Below are 17,892 nucleotides of genomic sequence, written 5' to 3' on the forward strand. Positions count from 1 at the left end.
GTGTGTGGTAGGTTGGTCCAAATTCTGGACGCCTCAAATCTTATAACCCTTACATCACCTGTCACCCGATTCCAATTCTTAAACAGTTAGTTTCTGAGCAATTGCTGCAGGTTTCACTTATACTCCGGTTTAGAACTTCATTAAAGCTTCAGCACAACTAATAAAAGGATATAGGCAGATAATTTTGTGAATTGATAAGGAACTTTTAAATTTGCTAACACTGTTAGGTAAAATAACAGGAGTATAATGGGCATAACAGAACGAAAGAAACGGCATAAAGAAGAATTGCATGCATCCATACTGGCAGCTGCCTGGCAACTGGTGGTGGAGGATGGATGGCAGGCACTTTCTATCCGTAAAATTGCTGATGCGATTGAGTACAGTGTGCCGGTAATTTATGACCATTTCGAGAACAAAGAGGCGATATTACTGGAGTTAACAAAGCAAGGTTTTCGAAAGCTAAACCACGATTTGCTGGAGGCCATAGAACTTGCTGCTGATCCGGAAAGCCAAATTGAAGGTATGGCATATGCTTATTGGAGGTTTGCCTTTAACAACAAAGCTTACTACCAGGTAATGTATGGTTTAGGAATACCCTCCTGCGAGACTGTAAACCAGATCAGCGAACTAAGTACTTTTAGTGGACTGATTCTGCAGCCTATCCGGGAGCTAATTTCCAAAGGCCAACATCCTGACACAGATCCTTTTCTTAAGTTACATACCTATTGGTCTATGCTGCATGGTCTCATCTCTATCAACATGATGGGAGCTCAGCAGGATAAAGAAGAATTAAACCAGATGGTGTTAAAAGATTTTATTCGTGGTTTTATTTCAGGTTTGAAAGCATAATTTTTTGCATATAACCTAACAGTGTTAGAAAAGTTAATAGAGTTAAATAATATTATAAAAGTTAAATATATTCAATAGACAATGGCAACAACTAAATGGTCTTTAGATCCAACGCACAGCGAATTGGGCTTTAAAATTAAGCACCTCATGATTTCGAACGTGACTGGAAAATTCACTGATTTTGAAGCAGAAGCAGAAACAGTGGGTGATGACTTTTCAAGTGCAAAAGTGGTGGCTAACATAAACCCAGCTTCCATTAACACGAGCAACGAACAGCGTGATGAGCACCTGCGTAACGCTGACTTTTTTGCCGTAGAAAATTACCCGAACATGAAGTTTGTGTCTACTAAAATAGAGAAAGTGGACGACGATACCTTTAACGTGGTAGGCGATCTTACCATTAAAGATATTACCAAGCCAGTAAAGCTCTCGGTGGAGCACAATGGTGTAGCAACTGACCCTTGGGGAAACATTAAGGCTGGTTTTTCTTTCAGTGGCAAGATCAACCGTAAAGATTGGGGTATTACCTACAATGCAGCACTGGAAACAGGAGGCGTAATGCTAGGCGAAGAATTAAAACTGCAAGGTGAGGTACAGTTGGTAAAGCAAGCCTAGTAGCTCGTGAAATTAAAAATCTTGGATCATCCTTCTCAATAATAGGGAAGAGCACCAGAAATGGTTAATACTATAATAAGAAGGCTGCCTGCTTTTACCTGGGCAGCCTCTATTTTTTTAAAAAGCTTGGGACCGGATCATCTCATTGCAGCTTAGAAACTTCTCCATGCTTTTTACTCTTTCTCCGATTTTTCGAACATCAGGAAATGCTGAATCGGCAGAAAATCTTTCCGCTGGAATAGCTTGAAACCATTTGCCTCCAACTCTTTCTGTACCTGCTTGGCAGTCATTTTGTGTAGCTCCCGAATAGCCACCTTCGGGTCCTCGGCGCGGTACTCCATCAAAAGCAATTTTCCATCGGGTTTTAATGCCTTGTGTATTGCCTGCAGCATCTCCTGGGGGTATTCCAGCTCGTGGTATACGTCTACCATAAACGCCAAGTCAAGCGACGCCGCAGGCACATTTAAAGACTGAGTACCGCTCTTTACCACTTCCACCTGCGGGAGATTTAGTTCCTGCCTGCGCTTTTTCAGTTCGGAAACAAACTCATCCTGTAACTCTATGGCATAAATTTTACCTTTGGGTAGTAAAGGAGCTATTTTAAAAGTATAATAGCCTGTTCCTGCCCCAATATCAGCTACCACACTTTCAGGGCTCAGCATCATGCTGTCAATGGCCCGCAGCGAGTTTTCTTCTTCCTGCCTGGTGCTGCGGTCGAGCCAACCGCCGCCGCCAGCTCCTATGACCCGTGCTATTTCGCGGCCCATGTATACTTTGCCCGTACCACCTGAAGCAGGTGATTTTGTAGTATAATGAACTACTTCTTTTTGATCTACTTGTGCTTGGCAGGCACTGCTGCCAGCACTAAGCAAAAAGCCTAATAGCAACACAAAAAGTTGCTTCCTACTATAGTAAGTGGATAATTTCATTCGTATTAGGAAAAGAGTGAAATCATTTTTCCTTTTGTTACGGCATCCATTTGGTGAAGTCTTTTTAAAGCTGAATATTAACTCTTAAATTTTATTGTTTAAATCGATTTTTAATAACTTAAATTGGCTCTTTCCTTACTATCTTGAAAACTCTAACTCAACAGTCTTGCGAACTAATAGTAATATTATGAATTACCTGCTTTTTCCATAATAGTTATTCTTTTTTAGTTTTAACTCCTTAAATTATAGTATTTTAGGGTGTTAATGGGCTGGCGATTTCTAAGGAAATAATCACAGATGTTTTTATACTCTAACCTGATGAAGGGATGTAACTAATCAAGAAGTGGTATACTGCAGGCGGTGCATGATCCTACATCGGGAGATACCAAAAAGAGTAGCATCAGCTTATTTATATTTTTAGTTTACTTGGTCTTTTGCATCAATTCCTGCTCCTTTGCAGAAGATGTTCCGTACAGGAGTAACCTAATGCAGCATTAAAGTAAATATTTTAAATATACCTGATATGACTTTAACTGAGCTTTATAGCAATGAGTATGCAAGGGTAGAGACCAATGCAGAAAATCATTTTATTCAGGTAACCTGGCTACAGCACGCCAGTCATACAGCCTTAAGGGAGGTGCTTGAAAAAGCGCTGCAGTATGCAAAACCAGCCAAACTTAACCGCTGGCTCTTTGACATGCGTAAAATATATTTTGTGACAAGTGCCGATCAGGTTTGGACAGAGAAAAGGTATTTTCCTTCTTTTGATCCTGCGCTACAACATCATGTAGCCTGTGTACTGAGTCTGCTCAACGCAGAAATGATCCCGCTCGCCCAGGATCGGGTACTGTCAGACAATATGGAGATGCAGATATTCCTGGACATCGAGATGGCCCACAGCTGGTTGTTGCCTCATTAATAAACGTGCTTTTGTATTACATTAGTATTAAAGTCAAAAGCCGAACTGGTAAACCGTATACAAACTATCTATGAAACTTACGCTGATCTACTCCAACGAAAATGCCCGAATTGAGGCAAGTCCGGAAGATAAATACATACAAGTGACTTGGCTGGAACACACGAGTGGTACTCCTTTAAAGGATGTATTACTAACAGCTCTACAGTATGCTCTTTCAGAAGGTATTTTTCTTTGGCTATACGACATGCGTAAAATAAATTACACTACCGTGGCCGATCAGGCCTGGACTTTAAAAGAGTTTTTTCCAGCTTTTGATGCTCAATTGCAATATCGGTTAGCCTGTGTCGCAAGACCAGAAAACGTGGAAATGCTCCCCGATGCTCTTATACAAGAAGCTATTGACCATGATCCGGTACTTTACAAGAACATAAAAATGAAGATACTGTTAGACATGGAGCTTGCTAAATACTGGCTATTTCACTAATACCAGATTTGGTGGAGTTCTCTTTTCTTGCACCTTTTGCTGTAAATTTAAAAAAGTATAGCAAGAGGATTCAGTAACCGTTACTTCATAACTTCCATTTAATCCTGTTCACCTAGTTTATCAAGAAATGGAATAGCGTTTAAGTGGAATGCGGTCAAATATTATCCGTAAGCTGAAACAACTAAGTAGGGGGCTCCGTATAAAGAGAAGGCTAAAAGTTGTTAAATTTCGATTTTAAATAAAGGAAGGCTCTCTGATGAAAAGGAGAGCCTTCTTTGTGTTTATACTTATCTAATCTAGGTAATAGCTTATTTCTTAATGGAGCAGCTAGGAAGAAATAAACCCAGCATGCCTTTCTGCCCATCAGCTTTTACTTACAGTAAATTCAGTTTTATACCACCATTGATCACTCTTCCATCTACTGGTGCATAAATTTTATTAAACGCAGGGGTTCTCATGCTACCGCTGTAAATACTTCCAAACCTGCTTTGCCTGGTGTCGAAGATGTTCTCGAAGTTAAGGAACAAGGAAAAGTTTTCAAACATTTTTTCCATCATGATCCCGTTTATCCAGTAGTCTCGCCCCCAATTGTTACCCGGCAGTTGTTGACGACTGAAATAATACGCTTCCAGGCCTATGCGAAATTTGTCCTCCTTCTCAAACATCAGCACCGTATTCACTCTATGCTTAGGCGTAAGAGGCATATCCGTAACGGTGCTATTGTAGTGCTGCCTTGCATTGGTAAAGGTATATCCAAGGAAGAGCTTTGCCCATTCGTAGCCGAACTTTATATTCGTCTCTACACCTTTAGTATCTACGTATCCGTTCGCATTCTGAAACTCATACAGATTGTCTGGCCGTAGCATGAGAACAAGGGGGTTATTGAGGTAGGTGTAAAAGAACATGTGGTTTAGGCTGAAGGTAACATCTTCTCCAATCAGAGTGTTGTAGTTAATATCGGCGTTTCCGCCAATAGATGTTTCCGCCTCTGTCTGGCTTAGGTTCAGCGGGAGTATGTTGCGAAAAGCCACATCTTCTGCATCCTGAGTAAAAATTGTAGGAGTTTTGTAACCCATGCCTCCACCTATACGGGAGGTCAGACGGTCACTTATTTCAATAAGAGCAGATATTCGAGGCAATATGAACAAACCTTTTGTCTTGTTAGCGGGGGAAGGGCTCACATAATCGGCTCTTAGACCTGATTCCAGTACAAACCAATCGACGGGTGAAAAGGTGTTTTGAGCAAAAAAACCTACTATCGTGCTATGATAATTTCTGGGGCCGACAGCATCAGCACTCTGTTCCGAAAAATTATCTGTCCAAAGGTTCGCTCCCAACACCCAATCCATTTTTTTAGTATTCAGGCTATAAGCCACTTCGCTGAAACTGGCAGATTGCTTTCCTGCAAAATTATAAACAGGTACCGCAATGTTTCGATCAAAGAAACTAAGACTGTTCTTTACCCAAAGAATAGAATTTTCTGATAGCCGATGCTCAAAGTTAAATTGAGTAGATAAGCGTTCTGTTTTATTGTGTTCAAAATAAAAATCGCCTTTTTCTCCATCAATGTACCGCAAATCGCCACCTAATCGGTTTTCTTTGGATGCGTTCACACCCAAAGAAAGTTTAGTGTGCTCAGTAGGGTAGTAGTGAATGGTAGGATTTGCTGTGTACCGTTCAAACTTTGGTATGGCAGAGAAGCCAATGTTAGCGGGATCATAAGCCTGGTTGGCGTTTCTGGAAGCAAAAACAGTGACGCCCAGTTTGCCGAACCTTTTGCCAAAAAAACTGCTCAGGTCAAGCCCGTTTGCACTGGTAACATTCGCCATCAAGCTCAGTTCGCCTTCTTCTGTCGGTTTCTTTGTAATTAAGTTTACAAGACCGGCTATTGCACCGCCACCGTATAAGGTGGATGAACTGCCTTTTATTATTTCTACCTGGTAGAGGTTGAGCGGGGGAATTTGCATGATGCTCAGGCCGCTGGAAAAACCTGCGTAAAGCGGTAACCCATCCTGCAGGATTTGGGTGTAGCGACCATCCAACCCTTGAATACGAATATTGGCGTTGGCACTTGTAGCAGATGTTTGTTGTGTCTGAATGCCGGTACTTTCGCTTAACAGCATGCGAATATCCCCGGGCTTCATATTCGCCTTCTCTCCAAGCTCTTCCAGCGTAATAGCTTCTACACGCGTCGGGATATCTTGTATGGTACGGCTGCTGCGCGTAGTCGTCACCACCACTTCTTCCAGTTCCTCACCACTTGGAGTTAGTAAAATAAGGAGGGGTTTGGTTTGTGAAAGGGGGAAGCTAAGGGTATCCCATCTATCTTCATATCCTACAAAGCCAAACCTGATAACCTGCCTGCCATCTGGAATATTGGTCAGTTCAAGTTCTCCATCTGCATCGGCACTTGCACCTATTGTAGTTCCGTAAATGGCTGCAGTTGCACCTACTAAAGGCTCTTTCGATTCGCTGTTTCTGATTATGGCTTTTAGTGTATTCTGGCTAAAGGCCAAATTATTGCTAATTATTATGAGCAATACAAAAATGTATTTTTTCATTTTGATTTAATCTAATGCTATAATGGAATATCGTGCGGTACAGGATTGCGCCGCATAAAACAATAACTTGTATGGCATTAGGTTAGCTTTGGGGGCTGCCAGAACGAAAGGTAAATCTGAGGGAAGGAGTTCGGCTTGTACTCCGCAAATTGGGGCTTGAGATTAAGCTGGAAGTTGGCTGGATCAAGGAAACAATTCAACAACGTAAAACCGATACAGGCTGAGCAACTATAAAAGGGTGAGCATAATTCAGCTTTTGGGCTGTGGTCATCTGTATGTTCGGTTTTGATACTATCAATTTCGCAATTCTCAGAGATGCAGCATGGCATCACCGAGAGTACTGTGACTAGTAGAGCTAATATAATAGGTATCACTTTCACACTGCAAATATACGGCTTCTATTCTTAACTGTAAAGCCTGGCAACAATGCCTTTCATATGCTGCTTATCATACTAATCAAAATGGTGGATCAAGTTAAATGAGAATAAACCCGTTGCGTGCACCTGCTAATGACACTATATACTTCCGATTTCTATGTATAAGTTAATTATTATTCTGTTCCATGAAAGGCATTGAAATCAAAAGGGCAGCTCCTTGGTTTGTGGAGCTGCCCTTTTGATTTCAATGCCTAGAATTTTTCTAATAAATTTACGTTGATATTAAGCAGCATCAAGTGCTTCGCGAAGGGCTTTAGCGGCGGCTGCAGGGTCAGCGGCACTATAAAGAGAAGCCCCAGCTACTGCAACCTTAACACCTGCTTGCTTTACAGCTACAATGTTGTTGATGTTTACGCCACCTGCTATAGAAACGGGTACACCAACGCGAGCTGCTTCATCAATCAACACCTGAATAGAATATCCGGGCTGTGCCTGCTCATCAAGACCTGCGTGCAGCTCTACAAATTCAACACCCAAGGCTGTTACTTCCTGAGCACGCTTTACACGGTCAGCCTCTCCAATAGTATCTACAACTACTCCTTTGCCATATTTCTTAGCAGCTTTAACAGCACCTTCTATAGTGGCATTACCTGTTGTGGCCAGCACAGTTACTAAATCTGCACCAGCCTTAAAAGCCATTTCTGCTTCAAGTTCACCAGCATCAGCTGTTTTAAAATCAGCGAAAACGATTTTATCTGGGAAAGCATCTTTCATCGCAGTGATTACTGCCAGACCTTCGCTCTTAATCAAAGGTGTACCCAGCTCAATGATATCAATATAAGGTGCTACTTTTCCTGCAAGAGCCAACGCATCGGCTGTCGTTAATAAGTCTATTGCTACTTGTAATTTTGCCATTATTATTTTTATATATGTAAAAAGATACTTGTTTTGGTGCTGTGCGTTTATTATTCAAGGTTTGCATGTCGCTTCCATAGTTCTTTGGCAGGTGTTTCGTCTAAAGCCCATAGGGTCTGAAAAATGGCATCAGTGAGGAGCAAAATGGCCTGTTCAAACAAGCTGCCGGCATATTGTTCCGAAACAGTGGCACTATGGTCCTGCTTTTGTGCAGCAGGAACAACTGCCACATGCGCTGCCAGTGTTCCTAAAGGGGAATTAGCTGTTGTAGATAATGCCACCACTTTGGCACCAGCTGCAACTGCTTTTTCTGCGGCTCTAACAATAGAGCTTGTTGTGCCAGAACCAGAGGCGGCTATAAGCAAATCCCCATCCTTAATAGCTGGCGTTGTTGTTTCTCCAACTACAAAAACGGAAAGGCCCAGGTGCATGAGCCGCATAGCGGCTGAATGTAATGCTAGCCCTGATCTCCCGGCTCCCACTAAGAAAATTCGCTCAGCACGCTGAATAAAGGGAATGAGTTTCGCTACGTTATCATATTGCATCTTATCAGCCAGCTTCTGATTTTCGTCTAATATAAGTGCAACATTAGCCTGCAGAGAAGCTGCTAAATCATGGCTGTTTGTCTGTGTCATCTTGTGATGGGGTTTACTATCAAAATCGGCTTACAGCGGGTGCTCCTATATACTACATATTCTTCTGTTAGCTGGTACAAAGGTAGGGCCACGAGCTTTGCTCAACGTTACACAATCAGCGCAATGTGTTGGACAATTTAGAAACTGTAGTGCTAAGAGCTTAAAAGGAACTTATACAGAAGACAGAAGACCATATTTACAGTTTGATCCTGTAAATTTGCACAAGCACATAATGTAAATGTTTAGGAGGTTTCTTGTTGGATCTCCGCGCAATCTTATATTACCAAGATTGCATGAGTTCGCGAAAAGTGCTGATAAGTAGGAAAAAATGATAGAAGAAAAAGTAACGGAAGAGCTGAATAAATCACTTATCTATATAAGAAACCTTGCCAGCTGCCCGCCAAGCTATTTGAATGACCCTGGCAGAAAAGAGTTTTTTGAAGTAGTCTGGCTAAAAAATGAATATCCACTGCACGCCATAAAAGATGAAGATGTACCTGAAAGAGGGCATTGGATTTATTTACTGCCGCCTTACCGGGTACATCAGTTGAACAAGGCAGGTAAGAAAGGCGTTTTGTTGTCTTTCAAAAGGGACTTACTGGATGAAGAGGCAAAAGAATTTTCCCTTGATGTTTTTAAAATATTTAATTTTCATGGAGAGTATACTTTCCTGAAGGTTAGTAAGGAGTTATCTGATCAGCTATGCAAGGTATATGACCTCATGGAAGAAGAGTATCAGAAAGGAGATTATAGCCTGTTGATTATTCAATCTTTGCTGAAAGCCTTTCTATTGAATATCATCCGAATCAAGGAACATGCGTTCACCACACAAGATGTTAATCAGAAAAGAGTGTATGAATTTATGTTGTTGTTAGAGGAGAACTACCTGCACAGCAGGAACATAGACTTTTATGCAGATAAAATAGGGGTCAGTTCAAAGCGGTTAAATCAGATCTTGAAGGAAAAGCTTCAAAAGACGGGGTTACAGTTAATTCATGATAGGATTATTCTGGAGGCAAAAAGGCAGATAATTCATAGTGCCCATACACTTAAAGAGATAGCATACCTCCTTGAGTTTAAAGAATACCCTTATTTTAGCCGCTTTTTTAAACACCACACTTCTCAAACACCGGAACATTTTAAAAAGCAGGCTCACAACCACATTGCTTCAAAGGCAAATACATTAATATGATGTAAAGAACTAGGTATCCGCAGCTTTAATTGGTTGGTAAATAAGTGGCTAAGTGAAAAATGTCTTATCGCTATTTGCTATTAAGTAGTACAATATAAGTTCTGCTTACAGACCTAAAAGTTCAACAAGCTGGCCAGATTTTACACTTGAAGCTACCTTATAGACAAAAAAGGCTCCTTTAAGAGGAGCCTTTTTTGTCTATAAGGCTAACTATTCTTGAGCAGTTGAAAATACTATTAACTTAATCGGAGCAAGGTCCTTACATTACCTTCTTAGTTAACTTTTCAAAAGAGTTGTTCTTCAGGTACATGCGAAAGGCTTTTTCGGCAGGTTTTTTTGCACCACTTGCTTGCTAAAATTTTTTCCTAATTAATTTAGCTGGTATAGCAAAAAGCTTGAAAGTTCTATTGTTAGATAAGTCAAGTCCAGTACAGGATAGGGGCTGCCGGAAAGCGTTTCTTCAGTTCCGAATAGAAAAAGCTGCGAAGAAGGTTCATGGTTTGCGTATTGTAAACATATTTTTTACCGCCAAACTTGTTGTACTTTAGCGACCGGTTAGCTTCATCAAAGTCAATTAAAGTGTTTGGATACCACTCCTGCAAAAGTGCTTTGGAGCCTGGTGTAAACCGGTGGCTGATCAGTTCAAAAGTTAATTCACAAGTGAAGTCAAGCGTTTGCTCTAGTCTGTCCAACAGGTGCGTATACTGCTCTTCCCAATCTGGAACAGGCATAATTGGAGAGATAATTAAACCTACTTTATAGCCTCCTCCGCCTTCTGCTCTTGGAAGAGCCAGTTTACGTATGGCCGCTAATCGAGCCTCAAGCGAGGCGGTGCCACCTTCCATGCGTCTCGATATAAAGTCTGTGTTGAGGCTAATTCTGGGCTGGGTGTTGCCATGGTGTGGAAGGTTAAGCAAGCCGTCTACCTGGTCGAACTTTGACACCCATCGCAGATGCATGTCTTTCTGTTCTCCGAAAAAGCGGATCGTTTTGGCTAGGCTGCCTGTTAGGTGCTCTATGCCTAACAGATCGGTATAGCAACTTGCCTCAAAAGTACTCACTTCCTGTGGCTTTTTATAGTTCACAAGATTTTGCAGGATAGAGGGAAGGTTTGCAAAAGCACGAATAACAGGTGGACCCTGCAAGCTTCCGGCCAGGTAGCAGTACTGGCAATGGGCAGGGCATCCTTCTGCCAGGTGAAATTGCCAATCAGCCGAAGGGGGAATAGGCTGCAATTTAAAGGCACTTGGTGGCGCTGTGACAATGGCCAGAGTGCTTTTTGCTATACGGTATGTTTCCCGCTCATCCTCCCCACGTAGGCCAGTAATTCGATTCTGTTTTAGTTCCTGAATCGGTAACCCCAAAGCCTGAACTCGTTTATAAATCTGCTGGCCCCAAGGCTCTTCCAATGCGGTGGGCGTAAAGAGGACTTGCTTGGGCATCCAAAGTTTTGATGCTGGCTTAGTTGTAATCGTGCGTGTTTCTTCCTTGAAGACTATTTCCATGCGTTATATATCCTATTAAATGGATGAGGTTAGGCCACTGCATTTATTTACCTAAAAAGGTACAGCAGGTGCTATAAAGTCAACATAAATGCAGGCATTATGATTCATAAAAAATAAGTTATAAAATAATTTAAAACATTGATAATCAATATTTTGTAAACTTATTTTTATGAACCTAGCAGGTAGTATGGCTGTTATAAGATAGTATGCAAAAATTCAATCCAACAACTATTTTTTATACCCCGGATGCCCTAAATGAGCGCGGGAAGCAAGTACTACGCTCTTACCCTGCAGCGGCTCAGAAAGAGATTGTGCAGCATAATAGGCTTCCTGGTCTGGAAGGCAATCATTATCAGGTAAAATCAGATGTGCTGGTGCTGGGACGTTTGAAGACGCTGGTATGCAAGGAAAGTGGACGAAGCTCAGATTTCATTTCTCCCAGCCTTGCCAACGGCTGCATGGGAGCCTGTGCTTACTGCTATGTAGACCGTAACAAGGCTGTAAATCCTATTACGCTTTTTAGTAACACTGAGGAAATATTGCTGGCAGTGGACAAGCACGTGCAGAAGCAGGCATGGCCTAAAGAGCCAAACCAGACGCATGCACAGTACTACACCTACGACATCGGTTGCAATTCTGATGTATCGGTGGATGCTGCCATTTCAGATGGCGTGCAGACGGCGATCAGTTTCTTCAGAGAGCATCCGAAGGCTTTTGCCACCTTCGCTACCAAATTTGTGAATCAGGAGATGCTGACTTATGATCCGAAGGAGAAAACCCGGATTCGCTTTAGCCTCTTACCAGAAAAAATAAGTAAGCTAGTGGATGTACGAACCGACAGTTTAGCAAAACGTTTGGCTGCCATCAACGATTTTTATCATGCAGGTTATGAGGTGCATATTAACTTTTCACCAGTTGTCGTGTACGAAGGCTGGCTGGAAGATTACAAAGAATTGTTTGAGCAATTAAATCAGGTGGTGCATCCTAAACTTAAAGTGAAAATGAGCTGTGAAGTGATCTTCCTGACGCACAACCAGTGGCAACATGAGCTAAATGTATCTATCAACCCGAAAGCGGAGGAACTGATCTGGACACCTGCCATTCAGGAGACAAAGCAAAGCCAGTTTGGGGGCATCAATGTAAGATATCAATATCAGCTAAAGGCACAATGGATCAGCCAGTTTAGAAAGCTGCAACAGGAAGTTGTGCCGTGGTGCTTTATTCGCTATATATTCTAAAGGATGCACTAATTACTAGAGTTTTTGTAGCTAATCTAAAAAGGGATTAACCGAATTAAAATGCTGCTTCAGTTTTAGCTGAAGCAGCTATTAAATACACTAAGGGAATAAATTGTAGCAATTCATTGAAAATAACTTTCGCAGCGTTACATAAATCTTATATATAGGTGAAGGGTAGAGGATATTATTTTACTGCATCACAGGCTCAATTATAGTGTATCGGATACCCTGTTAGCCAATACTAATCATAAACCGTTATTTCCCTGTTAAGTATAAAGCGATAGGTCATGTTCTGTTGCTTTCATTCAAACGCTTTGCGTAAAGCATAGCCCTCATGAACAAATCCTAATAGCCTTTTTCCCCTCAGGTTTTTTTGTTCACCATTTCTTCAAGGCAGGACCGTAAATTGGCTAGAACCGTTTGCTTTGGATTGACTGCCAGGTTAATAATATGGCAACACAAAAATACTATCTTCTTTTATTAGAACAAGACACTATAAATATTAATGTGATAAGTGTCTGTGATTGGGCTAATCTGATTAGATTAACCCACTAAATGTACTGGTCTCTTTCCTCTCCGGGCTAACTGCCTTTGCCTACCCTGATCAAGCTACCACTAGGTTAAAGCTTACTAGACCCAATACCTAATTTAATAATTGACGATAAACCAGTACAAAAAGACACTAATTTGAAACATTTTTATATAGTTTATAAATAATTAAAAAATCAGTAATCTTTAGCTAATACGGCACGGCTAGCTTTGTGTAACAAATAAGATCAATATGAGAAACTATTCGCACACTCAACTAAGCCTGGCTATGGCTTTTGTTACCCTTTTCGCAAGCGGATGCAAAGATGAAAACAACTCAGAAACAGATGTACCTGCTGTTCTAATCGAAGACCAATCTGTAAATCCCTCTCTTGTGAAGGTATTGCCCGGATTTGAAGGCGTAAAAATTAACACGCTTATCAGCAGCGACGATGTGCTGCCACAATCTCCAGATTTTGTGTATGGCGGTCAGCCAGATGGCGGCGGCATGATGAAAGATCCAGCCGGTGATGGTTTTATCATGATCACAAACCATGAGTTTCTTCGCTCTGTTTCTCGTGTTTACCTCGACAAAAATATGAAGCCGGTTAAAGGAGAGTATCTGGTAAATGGCACCGGCGGTATGTGGCGCCTATGCTCCGCCACACTTGCTACTCCACAGGAGCATGGGTTCGGTCCAACCTTTCTTACAGCAGGAGAGAGCGGCGTGGAATCTATGATTCATGCCATTGATCCGCTTGGAAATGCTGCCGACAGAAGTCGTACCGACCGCGTTTTACCTGCTTTAGGTAAAGCAAGCGCTGAAAATGCAGTACCTCTCCCTAAAGGAGCTTATGCAGGCAAAACAATTATTTTTATCGGTGAAGACGAGAGTACCCCAGCCAACAGCATGGGACAGGTAAATATGTATCTATCCAATTCAGTCGGTGATTTGCAAAACGGTAAATTGTACATGCTGCGCCGGAAAGATTTGAATGTAACAGAAACAGATATGGAAGTAGGCAAAACTTACGATATCGAATTTGTAGAATATTCAAATGTTAAAAATAGTACTGGTGTTCAATTAGCTCAGCAAACCATAGAACAAAAAGCCATTCAGTTTGCCCGGGTAGAAGATCTAGACTATGGTAAGGGATCTGCCGCAGCTAATCGTACGCTATATTTCGTATCTACCGGCGTTAGTCCCGATAAAGTAAATGCTGCTCCTGGTCTGACCATGTGGGGTCGCCTGTATAAATTGGAGTTAGGTGCCGACAATCCACTTGCAGGTAAAATAACTCCTCTGGTTGATGGAAACGAAAATCCAGGTAACAGCATTGTAAATCCTGATAACGTGTGTGTAACTGAAAATTACGTTTATATACAGGAAGACGGTGACTCGTTTTACGAAGCCACTAAACATGATGGCCGTATCTGGCAATATAACATCAGTAATAAGCAGCTTAAACCAATGCTGGAAATGGATCATCGTCGTAACGATCCTGCCTTTAACGCTAAGTATAATACTACAAACAGCAACCTACTGAGTTCGTGGGAGTATGGTGCTATGTTCGATATTTCTGACCTGACAGGCAAGCCTGGTACCTTCGTAGTAAACCTGCACCCGCACACCTGGCGTGATGAGAAATACAAAGATGCCGATGGCAGCGGTATTTCTACAACAGGCAGCGGGCTGGAGGGAGGACAAACTGTAATTCTGACAAACGTTCCCCGCTAACTTCAACTCTTTATAATCTTCCAGCAAAGCTTTCCGACACACCGGAAAGCTTTGCTTTCTTTATTTTAAGCCCTGCTAAGCTCATATTGATTCTGCACTATTACAACCTGCTGTGTTTATGAGAATTATTATTTGTTCTATACTGCTTCTGCTAAGCATTTTTTTAGCTTGCTGTACAACTAAAACTCCTCCTGAACCTGCCCAGGAGGCCAAAGCCTATCTGTTGAACCGGCTCGACACTTTACAGACTGTTGCAGATAAGCACCTGCTGCGGCTAGCTAAAACTGGCGATGAGGATTCTTTGCGGCTGGCCTTCCGTAAAACCCGTTTAGCCTATAAAAAAGTAGAACTCTTTACAGAATATTATGCTCCCACTGCCAGTAAAGAAATGAATGGGGCACCGCTACCTGAGTTAGAGGTAGAGGAAACAACTGCATTTGAGCCTTCAGGCTTACAGGTAATAGAAGAGTATTTATACCCAGCCTTTGAGGAGGCTAACAGAGATGAACTGATACGGGAAGTCTTAAAATTTATTTCTGTTACAAGCCGTGCCCGGTCTGTACTACAGGAAACAGATTTTACCGATGCTCATATATTCAATGCCTGTCGTCAGGAAATATTCAGAATAATGGTGCTCGGATTTACTGGTTTTGACACACCGCTCACAACTACAGGTGTGCAGGAAGCAGCCATTGCCCTGGAATCAGTAAGGGAGGTATTGCAGCTTTACGGGCAAAACCCAAAGGTTCAAAACTTATTAACTGAAGCAATTGCCAACACCGCTGGACACCAGGATTTTGACAGTTTTGATCGAATGGCTTTTATTACACGATTTGCAAATCCTGTTACGGCAGAACTTGTGCGTTGGCAGGAACAACTGAACATTGCACCACTTTCTGGTCTTATGGCCGTTAGTGCACAGACTTCCTCTTTGTTTGAAGAAAGCAGCTTGAGTGCCGATTATTTTGCAGGAACTACCGAGGGAAGAATAACACCAGCAAGAGTAGCGTTAGGCAAGAAGTTGTTTTTTGATCCAAAATTATCGGGCAACACCAGTACCTGCGGAAGCTGCCATAAACCAGAACTTGCCTTTACGGATGGCCTGCCTACAAGTGCCGCTCTGGAGGCTGGCACTTTTGTGCAACGAAATGCACCTACGCTGTATTATGCAGGCCTGCAGCACGCTCAGTTTTACGACATGCGTGCTCATTCTTTAGAAAGCCAGGCGGTAGACGTGCTACGAAACAAACAGGAAATGCACGGTTCTGTAGAAGAGGCGGCTCAACGCCTAAATCAGTATCCTGAATTTGTGTACCAATTCCGCCAGGCATTCCCTGATATAGAAGTAGAGGTACAACCCAAGCACGTGATGTTGGCTTTAGCTACTTATGTTCGCTCCCTTACACCTTTCAGTTCCCGCTTCGATAAGCACATGCGGGGTCAAGAGCAACTAACACCGCAGGAAGTAAAAGGTTTTAATCTGTTTATGGGAAAAGGGAAGTGTGGCACATGTCATTTTATGCCCCTCTTTAACGGTACAGCTGCTCCTGCTTTTACAAACACAGAAGCTGAAGTATTAGGTGTACTTCAGAACCCACGGGCAGCTCAACCTATAATTGATCCAGATCAAGGGCGTTATAATCATGGCAAGATGGAGGAACTTCGTTTTGCTTTTAAAACACCTACATTACGAAACATCACTAAAACAGCTCCTTACATGCACAACGGTGCCTACAAGACGCTGGAAGAGGTAATGAACTTCTACAATAAAGGCGGTGCACAAGGATTAGGACTGCAATTAGAGAACCAAACTTTACCACCCGATTCGCTCCATCTGACGGAAGAGGAATCTCAATCCATCATCGTATTTATGCAAACACTTACAGATGAAATATAAAGTTAAAGCAGCGAGTTGTTCTGAAGATGATGATCTAACTGCCCTCACACAATAGGTATCGTCCGTCTTTGGCCGCAACTTGAGAATCAAATCTGTTTAGCAGATAGGGTGAGCTTTGTCCTGTTAGGAATTTAATAAACTTTCTCTGTACTTTTTGCCGCCTGTGTGATTGGTTTGTTATTTTATTAAAGTAAAAAAGGACCACCGATTTCCTGCTTAACACCTTTTAATTCAACCAAAGCGGCAATTACTGGTAACTGAGTTCACAGCCATTAGCTTTATGCGGCATCTCCTCCGCAGCAGCCAGACATACAGACAATAAACAGCAAGGAAAGTCAATAACTCCTGCTCCTTTATCCGTACATATAGATTATGTTTGGAGTAAATGACATCCCGAAGTTTTTTCTGGCCTTCTTTCTGGTGCTTCCGCTAATTTCTTTTCTGCACGAGGCGGGGCATGTGTTCTTTGCCTGGCTGATGGGAGGCAGAAATATCCGGGTAACCATTGGCTCGGGTGCCGTGCTCTTCCGCTTGGGAATGGTGGAAGTGCGCAAATATTATTTTTGGTACGGCCTCTGCACCTTCGACAACCTGAGGCGTAATCACCGCTTTGCCAATCTCCTTATCTTCTCTGGAGGGGCAATCTTCAATGCCATTTCAACAGTGGCAGTGGTTTACCTTATTGAAAATAATATGCTGGAGGAGGGTATGCTTACTTACCAGTTTACCTACTTCTCCCTCTACTATATTTTTTTTGCGTTGCTGCCCATGCCTTACCCGGACGGCAACTCCAGCGATGGGAAAGTTATACTTGATTTACTCCGAAACAAAGAGCAGGCGGCGGAAAGAACTTACCGCATACAATGGAATGAGGAAGAGCAGCAATGGTGCGTGCTGGACCACAACCAAGAGCTGATAGAAGCCTTTGCTGATGAAGCACAGGCACTCACTAAAGCGCACCAAGTGGCACAGCTAAACCGCCCTAGCCGCCTGCTAAGCACCAAGGGCGGCAAGGAAGCAGAGCTTATCAATTACCCGAGGGTGCCTTTGTAATTCTTTTATGCTTGCATTGTTTTGAGGTAAAGCAGATCATCTTCCTTATAGTGTAATGAAAAAGAAATTCTGTGTTTCCTGAAAACCTTTATAGTAATCCGTAGGAGTGAATTATTGAACCTTCTCCACAGGGGTTTGGCTACATTGATAGAATATTTGAAGAAGGCAGACTATAATCTTTGAATTGCTGGGCGTTTTTTCTTATTTGTAAATAAAAGCTGCCATTTCCGGTTGTTTCTCTGGGATGCACGTTAAGAGTAGCATACTTATAAACAGCTAATTGTCAAGTAAAAACACAAATCAATTCGGCGTGTGGCTAGATTTACACCATGCAACTGTAGTAGGCAAAGAATTGGTTGATAGCGGAAATTTTGTTATTCTGGCCGAGGCTTAGAGTGTTAATCAAGGAAATTCTTCTAACGAATATATAAGCTATAACTCAGAACAAACGTTACAG

The 17,892-nt window shown here is 42.1% G+C and carries 15 protein-coding genes; 9 read left to right on the forward strand and 6 right to left on the reverse strand.

Annotation, left to right across the window (positions count from 1 at the left end; translation table 11 throughout):
* The first annotated feature begins 246 nt into the window (after positions 1-246).
* Both ACMA1I_RS08380 and ACMA1I_RS08385 read left to right on the forward strand, forming a co-directional pair.
* Positions 247-849 carry a TetR/AcrR family transcriptional regulator gene (locus ACMA1I_RS08380; RefSeq protein WP_337067859.1) on the forward strand — a complete coding sequence of 201 codons (603 nt, stop codon included), beginning with the start codon at positions 247-249 and terminating at the stop codon, positions 847-849.
* 81 nt (positions 850-930) lie between these two features.
* Complete coding sequence (locus ACMA1I_RS08385; RefSeq protein ID WP_337067860.1) at positions 931-1,464, forward strand: YceI family protein; 534 nt, start codon at positions 931-933, stop codon at positions 1,462-1,464.
* 173 nt (positions 1,465-1,637) lie between these two features.
* Here the strand turns inward: ACMA1I_RS08385 and ACMA1I_RS08390 are convergent, their stop codons facing one another.
* Positions 1,638-2,393, reverse strand: coding sequence for a class I SAM-dependent methyltransferase (locus ACMA1I_RS08390; protein WP_337067861.1), 756 nt, complete (start codon positions 2,391-2,393; stop codon positions 1,638-1,640).
* Positions 2,394-2,916: 523 nt separating this feature from the next.
* On the opposite strand from ACMA1I_RS08390, the gene ACMA1I_RS08395 reads away from it, so the two are divergent.
* Together ACMA1I_RS08395 and ACMA1I_RS08400 are read left to right on the forward strand one after the other, a co-directional pair.
* Entirely contained in the window at positions 2,917-3,312 is a 396-nt protein-coding gene (locus ACMA1I_RS08395) for a hypothetical protein (RefSeq protein ID WP_337067862.1), read from the forward strand.
* Between the two features lie 70 nt (positions 3,313-3,382).
* Positions 3,383-3,796, forward strand: a complete 414-nt coding sequence (locus ACMA1I_RS08400; protein WP_337067863.1) for a hypothetical protein — start codon at positions 3,383-3,385, stop codon at positions 3,794-3,796.
* 374 nt (positions 3,797-4,170) lie between these two features.
* Here ACMA1I_RS08400 and ACMA1I_RS08405 read toward each other — a convergent pair whose 3' ends face one another.
* The 4 genes from ACMA1I_RS08405 to hxlB form a co-directional block, all read right to left on the reverse strand.
* Positions 4,171-6,357, reverse strand: a complete 2,187-nt coding sequence (locus ACMA1I_RS08405; protein WP_337067864.1) for a TonB-dependent receptor — start codon at positions 6,355-6,357, stop codon at positions 4,171-4,173.
* Between the two features lie 77 nt (positions 6,358-6,434).
* Positions 6,435-6,737, reverse strand: a complete 303-nt coding sequence (locus ACMA1I_RS08410; RefSeq protein ID WP_414703885.1) for a DUF6660 family protein — start codon at positions 6,735-6,737, stop codon at positions 6,435-6,437.
* 279 nt (positions 6,738-7,016) lie between these two features.
* A complete protein-coding gene (gene hxlA / locus ACMA1I_RS08415) occupies positions 7,017-7,649 on the reverse strand; it encodes a 3-hexulose-6-phosphate synthase (RefSeq protein ID WP_337067865.1) in 633 nt (210 codons plus the stop codon).
* 50 nt (positions 7,650-7,699) lie between these two features.
* Positions 7,700-8,284 (reverse strand): 6-phospho-3-hexuloisomerase, encoded by a 585-nt coding sequence (gene hxlB, locus ACMA1I_RS08420; RefSeq protein ID WP_337067866.1) that lies wholly within the window; start codon positions 8,282-8,284, stop codon positions 7,700-7,702.
* Positions 8,285-8,612: 328 nt separating this feature from the next.
* Between hxlB and ACMA1I_RS08425 the strand changes: the two genes are divergently transcribed.
* A complete protein-coding gene (locus ACMA1I_RS08425; protein WP_337067867.1) occupies positions 8,613-9,476 on the forward strand; it encodes a helix-turn-helix domain-containing protein in 864 nt (287 codons plus the stop codon).
* Between the two features lie 419 nt (positions 9,477-9,895).
* Here the strand turns inward: ACMA1I_RS08425 and ACMA1I_RS08430 are convergent, their stop codons facing one another.
* Positions 9,896-10,981, reverse strand: a complete 1,086-nt coding sequence (locus tag ACMA1I_RS08430; protein ID WP_337067868.1) for a spore photoproduct lyase family protein — start codon at positions 10,979-10,981, stop codon at positions 9,896-9,898.
* 206 nt (positions 10,982-11,187) lie between these two features.
* Between ACMA1I_RS08430 and ACMA1I_RS08435 the strand changes: the two genes are divergently transcribed.
* From ACMA1I_RS08435 to ACMA1I_RS08450, 4 genes are all read left to right on the forward strand, one after another.
* A complete protein-coding gene (locus ACMA1I_RS08435) occupies positions 11,188-12,219 on the forward strand; it encodes a spore photoproduct lyase family protein (protein WP_337067869.1) in 1,032 nt (343 codons plus the stop codon).
* A gap of 781 nt (positions 12,220-13,000) precedes the next feature.
* Positions 13,001-14,485 (forward strand): hypothetical protein, encoded by a 1,485-nt coding sequence (locus tag ACMA1I_RS08440; RefSeq protein WP_337067870.1) that lies wholly within the window; start codon positions 13,001-13,003, stop codon positions 14,483-14,485.
* Between the two features lie 118 nt (positions 14,486-14,603).
* Positions 14,604-16,382, forward strand: coding sequence for a cytochrome-c peroxidase (locus ACMA1I_RS08445; protein WP_337067871.1), 1,779 nt, complete (start codon positions 14,604-14,606; stop codon positions 16,380-16,382).
* 372 nt (positions 16,383-16,754) lie between these two features.
* Positions 16,755-17,435, forward strand: a complete 681-nt coding sequence (locus ACMA1I_RS08450) for a site-2 protease family protein (protein ID WP_337067872.1) — start codon at positions 16,755-16,757, stop codon at positions 17,433-17,435.
* The last annotated feature ends 457 nt before the right edge of the window (positions 17,436-17,892 follow it).

Origin of the sequence: Pontibacter sp. 13R65 (genome assembly GCF_047525655.1) — a bacterium.
GTDB lineage: Bacteria > Bacteroidota > Bacteroidia > Cytophagales > Hymenobacteraceae > Pontibacter.